Raw genomic sequence first — 12,408 nt, forward strand, 5'->3', positions numbered from 1 at the left:
GCGCGAATGCTAGCGCCGCGCGCGGTCGATCGGCGGTCGCCGCGACGCGCGTGCCGACGTCAGTCGCCCGTGCCGCTGGCCGCAGAGGCCGCACTCGTGGGTCGGGAGATCGCCGCCGGCCCGTCGACCTTCTCGACCTTGGGTTCGTTCCAGCTACCGGTGATGTGGAACTCGCGCGTGCTGGCGGCGGCCATCGGGCGGCTGAGGATCATCTGCGCCAGGAAGGCGCCCAGCGCGATGGCGGGGTTGATGGCCGCGTAGGCCAGCGACGCGCCGCCTGCCGACACCTCGGGCACGACCACGACGCGCAGCTTCTGCGTCTCGGCGGCCAGGTCGGTGCTGCCTTCCACGAGCACGGCCGCCTGCAGCCCGCGGATGCGGATGTTGTCGCTGCGCGCCACGCCGCCGGCGATCTTCACGTCGCCGGTCACGCCGTCGAAGGTGAAGCCCTCGGCAAACACGTCACGGAAGTCCAGCAGGAAGCGGCGCGGCAGCGACTGCAGGCTCAACACGCCCAGCAGCCGCCCGACGCCCGGCTCCACCTTCAGGAAGGTGCCGGAATCCAGCTGCACGTTCAGCGCGCCGGCCATGCTCGGGAAATGCGGCGCCAGTGGCGAGCCGTCCCAGCCGATCTGGCCGGTCAGCTGACCCTTGCCGCCACGCAACACATGGCCCTGGCCCATGCGTTCCAGCAGCTTGCCGGCGTCGGCGATGTCGAGCTTCCAGTCCAGCTGTGTGCGGCGGGCGCCGGCACCGGTGAAGTCGCCGCCCCAGCGGCCGCTGGCGCTCAGCGTCGCGTCGGGCGAGTGCATCAACAGCTTCTGCAGCTTCCAGTCCCGCGCGGCGGCGGGGGCCTGGGCCAGCACCTCCAGGCGCCCCAGGCGCTTGCCGCGCAGCTCGAAGTCGTCGACCTCGATGTCCAGCGACGGCAGCGGGCTGCTCGAGGCCGCGGCGTTGGCGGGGTCCATCATCTCGCTGACGGTGTCGGCCTCGGAGCGCGGCAGCGACAGGCGCGTGAGCCGGGCCTGGACGGTGTCGACCTGGGCGCCGCGCACGCCCTTGAGCTCGATGCGGCCACTGAGCTGCTCGGAGTCGATGTCCAGCCGCCAGTTGGCGCCGTCGCGCGCAGCCATCGCCGACACGCGGCCGAGCTGCCGGCCCCCGACCTTGAGCGACTGGCTGCGCAGGGCGATCTGGCTGGGCAGCAGGCCGCCGTCGCTGCCGTCGCCGCCCTCGGCGCCGCTGCCAGCATTGCCGGTCAGCGCACCCAGCCGCTGTTGCCAGGCGTCCAGGTCCAGCGTTCCGACATTGGCCTGCAGCAGCACGCCGCTGACCGGCAGCGCGGGCAGCTTCTCCTGCACGGCCAGCGCGGCGCGCAGCACCTGCGGCGTCGGGCCGGACAGGTCGCGCTGCATCTGCGCCTGCAGCAGCGGCGCCGGCGCGCTGCCCACTTCCAGCCGCAGCTCGTCGCGGCCGCTGCCGGTGGGCGTGATCAGCAGGCGCAGCGGCAGCGCGGCGTCGGCGTCCTTGTGGGCCGGCGCGGGCAGGTCCAGCGCCATGCCTTGCAGCGTGCTGGACACGCTCAGTTCCGGCTGGCCATCCTTGACGGCCAGCTGGAAGCGGTAGCCGGCCTGGCCGCTGGCGGCCTGGGCCAGGCGTGCGACGGCCCCCAGCTCGGTGGCGCGGCGCAGGCCGTCGGCCGTGGCCTGGCCCTGCACGGCAAAGCGCAGGCTGCCGTCGCGCTGTGTGCCGCCCTCGATGCCGGCGTCGCCGCCCAGCAGCCGGGCGGTCATGCCGGTCAGCTGCACGCCCTTGCGGTCGAAGTCGATGCGGCCGCGGGCGCCGGCCAGCAGCGGCATGTCCGGGCGCATGCGCACGTCCACACCGCCGAGCTGCAGCTGCCCCTTGACGGTGGACTGGCCGATGTCGTCCAGCGGCAGGGTCAGCCCCAGCTTCAGCGCCATGGGGCCCTGGGCCGTGGCCGTGCTCAGCGCGTGGCCCAGCCAGTCGTCCAGCGGCGACGCGCGCACGAAGTGCAGCAGGTCGCCGCCCTGGCCGCGACCGGTGCCGTCGAGCTGCAGCACGCGGCCCCGGTGCAGGTCCTTGATGCCGCCGTTGACGTTGGTCAGCTCGTAGCCCAGCACGCGGGCGTGGGCGTCCTTGATCTGCAGGCCGCCGCGCTCGAAGATGACCTCGGCGTCCACACCGTCCATGACCGGCCAGTTCGACGAACCCCCAGCCGCCCGAGGCGGCGAGGTCGCCTCGGGGTGGCCCTTCGCCGGCTCGCTCGGGTCGCTGTGCGGCACATAGGCCAGCGTGACGCCCTGGGCCTGCGTGGAGACGCGGAAGAGCCCGGGGGACTTGGGCGCGTCGAACGGGAAGTCGGCCAGTTCGCCGCGGATGCGGACGTGGGTGTTGAGCGCCTCACCGGCCAGCAGCGCGCGGGCCAGGTAGCTGCGCGTGTTGGGCATGCCCTGCGGGATGTAGCGGGCGATGCGGGTGGCGTCCACCCGCTGGGTTGCGTGGCCGGTCAGGTCCAGAAAGCCGGCCGTCGTGGCGCCGGCCGGGCGTTTCCACAGCACTTCGAAGTCGCCGCTCAGGTCGGGCGTCTGCAGTTGCAGTTCGCGCAGCCTGATCTGCACGTCGCCGGCCGAGCGGCCGCCAGGGCGGGGCAGCTGCCAGCTCAGTTGCGTGGACAGCCGCGTGATCGGCAGGTGCGGGTCTTCGAACAGGCCCGGCAGCTCGACTTCGCCTTCGTGCACCGTCAGCCGCGCGCTGCCGCCGCGCTCGGTGGCGTCGAGCGCCAGGCTGGCGCCGTTCAGCCCGGGGCGGCCGATGTGTGGCGCCGGCGCGGGTTTGGCGGCGATGGCCAGGCCGTCGATCTGCGCGCGGACCCGGTAGCTGGCGGGCGTGTCCAGCGGCCCCTGCCACTGGCCCGACAGCCCGCTCAGCACGCCGCGCGGCTCCAGCTCGGCCAGCAGCTGGTGGGTTCGCTCGCCCAGCGGCAGGCGCTGGCCGATCTGGGCCATCAGCGCGAAGTCCAGGCGTTGCGCGCTGACCTCGCCGCCCAGCACCTTGTCGCCCGCGCCGAGCTGCAGCGACACGCCCCAGTCGGAGCGCGGCCAGACGACGCCGTCGCCGCTGACGAAGCCGAGCTGGTGCGCCTGCAGCGACAGCCGGTCCTGACTGCGGGCCAGGTCCAGCCGGCCCTCGATGTGGTCCAGGTCCAGCTCGGGGGCGGACGCCAGCAGCCGCAGCCGCACGGCGCGCAGCGCCAGGTCCAGCGTCGCGCCCACCGCCTCGCCGTCGCGGATCTGGCCCCAGGCCCGCACGGCACCGTCACCCTCGCTGAGCTGGAAGGGCAGGTCCACGTGGCGGCGCAGCTGGCGCAGGTCGGCGCGCGGCAGCTCGGCGTAGAGGTCGCCGCTCCAGTACTGGAATTCGGCCGGGCGCTTCAGCACGCTCTGCCGGAACTGCCCGCGCAGCGTGAAACGCCGGCCCCAGTCCGCCGGCGGCGTCGCGTCCAGGCGCAGCTGGTGGCGGCGCAGGCTGTTGCGCATGATGAAGTTCAGGTCCGACAGCTCCAGCGGCTGGGCCTCGGCGCGCTTTTCGTCGACCCAGCGCACGCGGCCGGCCATGATGGCCAGCTCGGGCTGGCTGAACAGCCAGTCCAGCCCGGCCTCGGTGGTGCCGGTGTCGGCGCGGCCGGCGTCGTCCAGCCCCATGCCGCCGACGAAGAGGCGGCCGCTGATATCGCGGCGGATGACGAGCTCCGGCTTGTCGATGAGCAACTGCGAGAAGCGCGGCTGCAGCACCACCAGCGACTGCGCCGACAGCACCGCCGTCACGCGCGGCAGCGTCAGCGCCGGGCGGCCGTTGATGTCCAGCACGCGCACGTCACCCAGCTCCATGCGCGGCATCCAGCCACCGGATTCGACCTGCAGGCGGCCGATGCGGAGTTCTACCCCCAGAGCCTTTGAGGCTTCCTTTTCCAGCCAGGGACGCCATTCATTGGCGTGCGGGAGAATGGCCCAGTGCAGTACGGACCACGCCACCACGCCCAGTGCCCACAGGATCGCCAGCAGCAGCAGCGCCCAGCGCAGCGTGTGCCAGCACAGCCGGATGTGCCAGCGTGCGGCGCGGGTGCAATGGTGAAGGGCGGCCGAGTAGAAGGCAGGCACGTTGTCTTGAGGCACGTGGAGAACCGGGATCGGCCGGCGGGCAATCTAGCACAGGGTCATGAGCGAACTGTTTCCTGTTTTTGCTGAACACAGCCGGTATGTGCAACGTGTCCGCCGCCGCTATGCGGCGGAGTTGTCGCGGCTGCCGCCCGGGCTGCCGGATCGCGCCGTCATCGACGCACTGATCGAGCAATTGCTCACGGATCGGCCGCTGGCCAGCGCCTTGCGCGTGGCCCGCCACCTGGTGCTGGAGCGGCTGGCGGTGCTGGACATCGAGCAGGGCGCCAGCGTGTCGGATGTCACGCTGGCCATGACCCACCTGGCCGAGGTGACGCTGGACCGCGCGCTCGGCGCGGCACGCAGCGAACTCGACGAGGTGCACGGCGCGCCCCGCACGGCGGCCGGGGCGGACATCGCCTTCTGGGTCATCGGCATGGGCAAGCTCGGCGCGCGCGAGCTGAACGTGTCGTCCGACATCGACCTTATCTACGTCTACGAGGACGACGGCGAGACCCAGGGCCCGCGGCCGATCAGCGCGCACGAGTATTTCTCCAACGTGGCCCGGCGGCTGTATGCGCTGATCGGCGAAGTGACCGACGACGGCCAGGTCTTTCGCGTCGACCTGGCGCTGCGCCCCAACGGCAAGAGCGGCCCGCCGGTGGTGAGCCTGGCGATGCTGGAGGAATACTTCCTCGTGCAGGGGCGGGAGTGGGAGCGCTTCGCGTGGCTGAAGAGCCGCGTGGTGGCGCCGCTGGCAGGCATGGGCTCGCCCGCTGACCCGCGCACGCTGGCGCTGCGCGATCTCGTCGCCCCTTTTGTCTACCGCCGCTATCTCGACTACGGCGTGTTCGAGGGGCTGAGGCAGCTGCACGGCAAGATCCGCAGCGAGGCCAAGGCGCGTGCCGCCGGCCGCCCGGAGCGCGCCAACGACGTGAAGCTGTCGCGCGGCGGCATCCGCGAGATCGAGTTCATCGTGCAGTTGCTGCAGGTGGTGCGCGGCGGGCAGTTCCCCGAGATCCGCACGCGCTCGACCGTCAAGGCGCTGGGCCGGCTGGCCGAGCGCGGGCTCATGAAGGCGGAGACGGCGCAACGGCTCACCGATGCTTACGTTTTTCTGCGTCGTGTGGAGCACCGCATCCAGTTCCTGGACGACCAGCAGACCCACTGCCTGCCGCAGGCCGACGCCGACCTGGCGTGGATCGCCGCGTCGCTGGGCCTGAAATGCTGGCGCGCCGACGCGCCGCCGGACGCGGCGAATACCGGCCAGGCGCCGGGCGCAGACCCCTGGGGGGCCGATGCCTGCTGCGAGCTGTTCGAGCAACTGGGCGAAGTGCGCGAACTGGTGGCGACGGAATTCGATGCGCTGCTGCACGGCGCTCCGCCGGGCGGCGCCTGCAAGGGCGGCCAGTGCGGTGGCCCGAAGCCGACGGTGGATGGCGAGGACTTCCTGCAGCGCCTGCCCCCCGCGCTGGCGACGGCGGTGCGGGCGCTGGCCGAGACGCCGCGCGTCCAGGGCTTGCGGGAGGAGTCGCGCCAGCGGCTGGCCAAGCTGTTCTACCGCGCCGCGCAGGCGGTGCAGGCCGAGGAGTGCTCGCTCGACGCGGCGGTGCGCTTCGTCGACTGGGTCGAGCCGCTGCTGCGGCGCGAGAGTTATCTGGCGCTGCTGGTCGAGCGCCCGGCGGTGCAGGCACGGCTGCTGCGGCTGCTGGGCCTGGCGCGCTGGCCCATGCGCTACCTGATGCAGCATCCCGGCGTCATCGACGAGCTGGCCGACCCGCTGCTGCTGCAGGCCCGCTTCGACCGCGACGCCTTCCTGGCGGACCTGCGTGACCGCGAACAGGGCTGGGCACGCAGCGGCCAGGCGGACGAGGAGTCGTTGCTGGACACGCTGCGCCGCGCCCACCATGCGGAGGTCTTTCGCACGCTGGTGCGCGACGTCGAGGGCTGCCTCAGCGTCGAGCAGGTGGCCGACGACCTCTCGTCGCTCGCCGACGCCGTGCTGCAGATCGCCATTGCCTGGGCCTGGGCCAGGTTCGCCAAGGCCCACCGCCCGCAGCCCCGGCTGGCGGTCATCGCCTACGGCAAGCTGGGCGGCAAGGAGCTGGGCTACGGCGGCGACCTGGACGTGGTGTTCGTCTTCGACGACGACGATGAGAACGCCAGCGAGATCTACGGCGGCTTCGTGCGCCGGCTCATTAACTGGCTGACGCTGCGCACGGCGGCCGGTGAGCTGTTCGACATCGACACCGCGCTGCGGCCCAACGGCAACTCGGGGCTGCTGGTCACGTCGCTGGCCCACTTCGAGGCCTACCAGACCGGCCGCGGCAGCAACACCGCCTGGACCTGGGAACACCAGGCCATCACACGCGCGCGCTTCTGCGCCGGTGACCCGAGCCTGGCCGAACGCTGCGAGGCCGTGCGCCGCCAGGTGTTGACGGCGCCGCGCGACGCCGAGGCGCTCAAGCGCGAGGTGCAGGCCATGCGCGAGAAGGTGCGCTCCGCCCGGCCGGTGAGGAACGGGCTCTTCGACGTGAAGCACAGCGAGGGCGGCATGATGGACGTGGAGTTCGCCGTGCAATACCTCGTGCTGGCGCATGCCGCGGCGTACCCGGGCCTGCAGGACGACCTCGGCAACATCGCGCTGCTGCGCTTGGCGCAGAGCTTCGGGCTGTTGCCGGCGGGGGTGGGCGAGGCGGCGGCCACGGCCTACCGCGAGCTGCGCCGCGTGCAGCACAAGGCCAGGCTCAACGAGGAATCGACGGCGCTGGATGTTGCCGCGTGCGCGCCGCTGCAGCCGCATCGCGAGGCCGTCAGGGCGCTCTGGCAGGCCGTGTTTGGCTAGGCGCGCCGCGACCTGCTGGCTGCTGCTGTGCGCCGCGTTCGCGGTGCTGTCGCTGCTCGTCGCCGTGCTGCCGTCGGACCGGCTCGATTGGCGGCCCACCCACTTGGCCGCCGAGCCGTGGCGCGTCGTCACGGCGGCCTTCGTGCATCTCTCGCTCACGCATCTGGCGGCCAACCTGGCCGGCTGTGCGGTGCTGGCCTTGCTGGGCTGGCGGGCCGACCTGGGCCGGCGCGATGTGGCCGCCGCGCTCGCCGCCCTGCCGCTCACGCAACTCGGGCTGCTGCTGCGGCCCGACCTGCTGCGCTATGCCGGGTTGTCGGGCGTGCTGCACGCGCTGGTTGCCATTGCCGTGCTGACGCTGCTGACGCGACGCGGCCGCGACCCGCTGATCGGTGCCGCCATCGCGGCCGGGCTCCTGCTCAAGCTCGTGACGGAGCATCCGCTGGGGCCGGCCCTGCGCCCCACGCCGGGCTTTGATTTCGCCGTGGCGCCCTTTGCGCATCTGAGTGGTGTGATGGCGGGCGTGGCCGGCTGGGGGCTGGTGCGCCTGTGGGCGGCGCTCGCGGCCCATCGCCGCCTCAACAGCGCCTGACCGCGGGCGAGCCGGCGCCAGGCCCGAGAATGCACGGCGGGCGGCGCGCCCTTGCAGGCCCGTGTTCAAGACCAGGAAAGAGAGAACGACGATGGGACGTGAAGCCCTTTGCACCGCCCGTGTGGGCGCCGAGACCGCCGAGGCCACCGCCCTGCTGGAGTCCACCACCGTCGTGCTGCGCGGTGCGCTCAAGCGCAAGTGGGACATCGCGGCGCTGCAGAACCTGCGTGTCGACGGCGACGAGCTGCGCTTCGAGGCCGCCGACGAGGCGGTCGCGCTGGGGCTGGGCGAGAAGGAGGCCGGCAAGTGGCTGACCAAGCTGCAGACGCCGCCGCCCACGCTGGCCGCCAAGCTGGGCGTCAGCGCCGAGAACCCGGCGCTGCTGATCGGCCCCACCGTCGGCACGCTGGACCCGGCGCTCGCCGAGGCGCTCTCGCATGGCCTGACCGGCAACGTGAAGGCGGCACGCATGCTGGTGGCCGTCATCAGCAAGCCCGGCGAGCTGGAGCGCATGGCCGACTTCCACGCGACGATGCTGTGCAAGACCGTCTGGGTGGTGCACCAGAAGGGCCGTGATGCTTTCCCGTCCGACGCCGAGATCCGCATCGAACTGCGCAGCCGCGGCTACGTGGACAACAAGACCAGCGCGGTGTCGGACAAGCTGACGGCGACACGGTACGTCAGGCGCTGAGGCGCTGGTCGCGTTGCTTGGCTGCGCTGCCTTCCAGCGGTTGGCGGAGAAGACGGAGAAGACGGGGAAGACCTGCGGCTGCCAGGGCAGGCTGGCGGCCCGATCGCATCGGTCCCAGGGCTGGCTTAGGGCCTGGCGCGGCGTTGACGGCCCTCTAAACTGAGTGCCTCATCACCGCCGGGAGTCGTTGCCATGATGTCCTCGCGCCTGTTGCTGATCACGCTCGTCACCGTGCTGGCCGGGCCGGTGCTGGCCCAGCCCCCGTTGCCGGCCGATGGAGAGGCCCGCGTCATCGTGCGCTTCAAGCCGCAGGCTGGCAGCGTGCGCGCCAAGGCCATGGGTGCGAATGCCAGCCGCGCCGAGGCGCACGAGGTGGCGCAGGCGCGGGCCACTGCGTTGGGTGGGCGGGCCGGGCGGGTGTTGACCGCCGGCCGCAGCCTCGACGAGCGCACGCATGTCGTCACGGCGCACGGCTTGTCGGCGGCGCAGCTTGCGCAGCAACTGGCGGCCGACCCCGAGGTGGAGCTCGCCGTGGTGGACCAGCGGCGCAAGCACCTGGCGCTGCCCAACGACCCGCTGTTCGGCGGCGAGTCGCCCAGCGCCGAGACCAGCTCCCCCGGCATGCAGGACCGCGTCATCGACCAGTGGTACCTGAAGAAGCCGGGCGGCGCCTTGAACCCGGCCGTCGTGTCCAGCATCAACGCGCCGGCGGCCTGGGATATCACGCCCGGGTCTTCCGGCGTCGTCATCGCGGTGCTGGACACCGGCGTGCGCCTGGATCACCCGGACCTGGCCGGCCAGTTCGTCAGCGGATACGACTTGATCGGCTTCGACAGCCCGGCCAGCATCGCCACGGTGATTGCCAACGATGGCAACGGGGCGGACGCGGACCCCGCCGACCCCGGCGACTGGGTCACGTCCGCCGAGGTGGCGGCCGGCTCGCTCGGCAGCACCTGCACGGCAGACGACGTGGCCGGCAGTTCATGGCACGGCACGCGCGTGTCCGGCCTGCTCGCGGCGGTGGCGAACAACGGGCTCGGCATGGCCGGCGTCGGCCGGTTCAAGCTGCTGCCGGTGCGCGTGCTGGGCAAGTGCGGGGGCTACGACAGCGACATCATTGCCGGCATGAAGTGGGCCGCCGGCATCGCCATGCCGGGCCTGCCGACCAACGTGAACAAGGCCAAGGTGCTCAACCTCAGCCTGGGCGGCAGCGGCAGCTGCAGCGCGCTCTATGGGGAGGCGATCGCACAGGTGAACGCGGCCGGCGCCGTCGTCGTGGTGGCGGCGGGCAACTCCGAGGGCATGGCCGTGGGCGCGCCCGGCAATTGCGCCAACGTCATCACGGTGGCGGCGCTGCGGCATGTGGGCACACGGGCCGGGTTTTCCAGCGTGGGCACCGACGTGTCGATCGCCGCGCCGGGCGGCAACTGCGTGAATGCCGGCACCAGCCAGCCCTGCCTCTACCCCATGGTCAGCACGACCAACAGCGGCACGACGACACCGGTGGCTGCAGACGACGCCTACACGGGCAGCAAGCCGTCGGTCGGCACGAGTTTCGCCACCCCCATCGTCAGCGGCATCGTGGGCTTGATGGCTTCGGTGCGGCCGGGCCTCACCGCGGCGGAGGCGGCCGACATCCTCAAGCGCACCGCGCGCCCGTTCCCGTCGAGTGGTGAGCCCGGGCTGCTGCAGTGCCAGGCGCCGAGCGGCGTGGCCCAGGGCGAGTGCTACTGCACCACCACCACCTGCGGCGCGGGCATGGCGGATGCGGCCGGGGCGGTCGCGAGGGCGCTGGAGCTCAGTGGCGGTGCGCTGCTGCTGACCGAGTCGCCGGCCCGCAGTCTGCAGAGCGGCCAGACGCTGACCTTGACGGCGAGCGCCATCGGCCTGCCGAGCAACCGCGCCATCGTCTCCACGGCGTGGGTGGTCGTGGCGAGCGGCGGCATCGTCGGCAGCTTCGCGTCGTCCAACACCACCAGCGCGACCATCGTTCCCACGGGCGGCGGCACCTTCACCGTGCGCGCCGATGCCACCGACAACCTCGGCACCGTCTATCACCAGACCGCCACGGTCAACGTGACCGGGTCGGCGCCGACGAGCGGGACGACGACGGAGACCTCCTCGTCGGGCGGCGGCGGGGGCGCGGTGAGCGCCGTCTGGCTGGCGTGGCTGACGCTGGCGGCACTGGGCTTGCCGCGCCAGCGCACCAGGCGGTCAGCTGGACGCCGCTGAAGCGGCTGATGTGGCCGTTGCCGGCGCGCAGGCCTTGAAGCCGGCCGCCAGGGCCGGGTCCTTGCTGCCCTTGAGCCGGCCGGTGAGCAGGCCGTCGGCCTGGGTGACGACCAGCGTGTAGCGGGCTTGCGGCGCCTTCAGCGTCAGCACGCGCAGCCCCTTCAGGCCGCGGCGGTCCAGCGCGGCTGCCTCGGCGGCGGCTTCGGCCTCGCTGGGGTGGCGGCTGAGCACGAAGGCCGGCTGCTCGGCGGGCAGGCCGTCCAGCGGCTCGAACGGGATGCGCAGCTGCTTGTAGGTGGCTTCCTTGCGGGCGCGGAACTCGGGGTCGGCGAGCTTGATGGTGGCCACCACCCACACGCCGGGCAGGTCGGCGCTGCGCTGCTGGAACTCGGCGCCGGCGTTCTTCAGTGCCGTTTGTGCAGCGGTCAGCGCGGCGTCGGTGTCCAGCGGGCCGAGTTCCAGGCAGCTGAACTGGGCGAGCGCGGCCACGGCGCTGGCGCCCAGCGGCTGGATGCGCTCGGGGTGCTGCTGGTTCTCGACCCGCTGCGGCTCGTGGCCTGCGTGGGCCGGCAGACCCGTCACGCTGTCGAGCCAGCCCTGGGACCAGACGAAGAACAGCCCGTTGGCTGCCAGCAGCAGGATCACGACGAGGCGCATCAAGGGGACTTCTCCAATCGCAGACTCAGCTCGCCGGCACTGATGGCCACAGGACCGGTGGGGGTTTCGAGCAGCAGTTCGCCGCGCAGCGTCACGCCACGGGCGATGCCCAGCTGTTCGCCGACGCGCACGCGCTCGCCGGCCGTGAGGTCACGCCGCGCGAAGGCGGCCTGCCAGGGCGCAAAGCCCAGCGTCTGGAAATCCGCCAGCAGCGCGCGCAGCGCCGGCGCCAGGCGGTCCAGCGTGGTGGCGGCGGTGGCGGTGGGGTCCAGCGTGGCCAGCGCGGCGTGGCCGCTGGCGAAGGCCTGGCGGTCGGCCTCGGGGGGCAGCGGCTGCAGGTTCAGGCCGATGCCGATGACGACACCGCGCAACTGGCCCGGCAGCGGCACGGTCTCGATGAGGATGCCGCCCAGCTTGGCGCCGTCCAGGAACAAGTCGTTGGGCCACTTCAGGCGGATGCGCTCGGCCGATGGGTCCAGCACCTCGGCCACCGTGCAGCCCACCGCCAGCGACAGGCCTGACAGATCCAGCTCGGCCGGCAGCGGCAGGGCCAGCGAGAAGGTCAGGGCGGCGCCTTCCTGGGCAGGCTGGCTCTGCCAGGCGCGGCCCAGGCGCCCGCGGCCGGCCGTCTGGCGCGTGGCCGACAGCAGCAGCGGGCCGCCGCCTTCACGCAGATGCTGCAGCGCGTCGGTGTTGGTCGAGCCGCATTCGTCGAGGTGGCGCCGCTCCATCGTGTCAGCGTCGCTTGGGCGCCAGCATCGTGCCGCGGCAGGTGGCCGCGCCGCACCAGCAGGCGAACTGCTTCTTGACCTTGGCCGTGTGGCGCTCGTCCAGCACCAGGCCGTAGTCGTAGAACAGCTCCTCGCCGGGCTCGATGTCGCGCAGCGCGTGGATGAACACGCGCCCGTCCACCTCGTCGGCCTCGCAGTTGGGCTCGCACGCATGGTTGATCCAGCGCGAATCGTTGCCGCCGTACAGCGCGTCGATGACGAGGCCGCCGTCGAGGTGGAAGTAGAACGTGTGGTTGGGCTGCGCCGGGTCGTGGGGGTGGCGGTCTACCGCCACGTCCCAGGTGATGCGCTCGCCGGTGTACTCGATGATCTTGGTGCCCGCCGCGATCGGCGCCACCGCATAGACGCCCCGGCCGTGCACGCCGGAATCTCGGACCTCGATCTTGCGGCGGGGGGTTTTAGGCGTCATCGGCGCTGTGGTA

The 12,408-nt window shown here is 72.4% G+C and carries 8 protein-coding genes; 4 read left to right on the forward strand and 4 right to left on the reverse strand.

Annotated features, from left to right (window positions below; translation table 11 throughout):
* Positions 1 to 59 precede the first annotated feature (59 nt).
* Positions 60 to 4,181: a YhdP family protein gene (locus ACG00X_RS15175; RefSeq protein WP_394489032.1), complete on the reverse strand. Its 4,122-nt coding sequence runs from the start codon at positions 4,179 to 4,181 to the stop codon at positions 60 to 62.
* Between the two features lie 58 nt (positions 4,182 to 4,239).
* Here ACG00X_RS15175 and glnE point away from each other — a divergent pair, with 58 nt between their 5' ends.
* From glnE to ACG00X_RS15195, 4 genes are all read left to right on the forward strand, one after another.
* Positions 4,240 to 7,023, forward strand: coding sequence for a bifunctional [glutamate--ammonia ligase]-adenylyl-L-tyrosine phosphorylase/[glutamate--ammonia-ligase] adenylyltransferase (gene glnE, locus ACG00X_RS15180; RefSeq protein ID WP_394489033.1), 2,784 nt, complete (start codon positions 4,240 to 4,242; stop codon positions 7,021 to 7,023).
* Positions 7,016 to 7,615 carry a rhombosortase gene (gene rrtA / locus ACG00X_RS15185; RefSeq protein ID WP_394489034.1) on the forward strand — a complete coding sequence of 200 codons (600 nt, stop codon included), beginning with the start codon at positions 7,016 to 7,018 and terminating at the stop codon, positions 7,613 to 7,615. Before glnE ends, rrtA begins: the two co-directional genes overlap by 8 nt.
* A gap of 91 nt (positions 7,616 to 7,706) precedes the next feature.
* Positions 7,707 to 8,306: a hypothetical protein gene (locus tag ACG00X_RS15190; RefSeq protein WP_394489035.1), complete on the forward strand. Its 600-nt coding sequence runs from the start codon at positions 7,707 to 7,709 to the stop codon at positions 8,304 to 8,306.
* Between the two features lie 192 nt (positions 8,307 to 8,498).
* Positions 8,499 to 10,538: a S8 family serine peptidase gene (locus ACG00X_RS15195; RefSeq protein ID WP_394489036.1), complete on the forward strand. Its 2,040-nt coding sequence runs from the start codon at positions 8,499 to 8,501 to the stop codon at positions 10,536 to 10,538.
* Here the strand turns inward: ACG00X_RS15195 and ACG00X_RS15200 are convergent.
* Genes ACG00X_RS15200 through ACG00X_RS15210 form a run of 3 tightly spaced genes read right to left on the reverse strand, consistent with a single transcriptional unit; the run spans position 10,521 to position 12,395 of the window.
* Positions 10,521 to 11,195 carry a hypothetical protein gene (locus tag ACG00X_RS15200; protein ID WP_394489037.1) on the reverse strand — a complete coding sequence of 225 codons (675 nt, stop codon included), beginning with the start codon at positions 11,193 to 11,195 and terminating at the stop codon, positions 10,521 to 10,523. The genes ACG00X_RS15195 and ACG00X_RS15200 overlap by 18 nt on opposite strands.
* A complete protein-coding gene (locus ACG00X_RS15205; RefSeq protein ID WP_394489038.1) occupies positions 11,195 to 11,926 on the reverse strand; it encodes a biotin--[acetyl-CoA-carboxylase] ligase in 732 nt (243 codons plus the stop codon). The genes ACG00X_RS15200 and ACG00X_RS15205 overlap by 1 nt, the downstream gene beginning before the upstream one ends.
* Positions 11,927 to 11,930: 4 nt before the next feature.
* On the reverse strand, positions 11,931 to 12,395 hold the full coding sequence (locus tag ACG00X_RS15210; protein WP_394489039.1) for an SET domain-containing protein: 465 nt from the start codon (positions 12,393 to 12,395) through the stop codon (positions 11,931 to 11,933).
* Positions 12,396 to 12,408: the final 13 nt, after the last annotated feature.

The organism is Pelomonas nitida, from assembly GCF_043555975.1.
In the GTDB taxonomy this organism is placed as follows: domain Bacteria; phylum Pseudomonadota; class Gammaproteobacteria; order Burkholderiales; family Burkholderiaceae_C; genus Pelomonas; species Pelomonas nitida.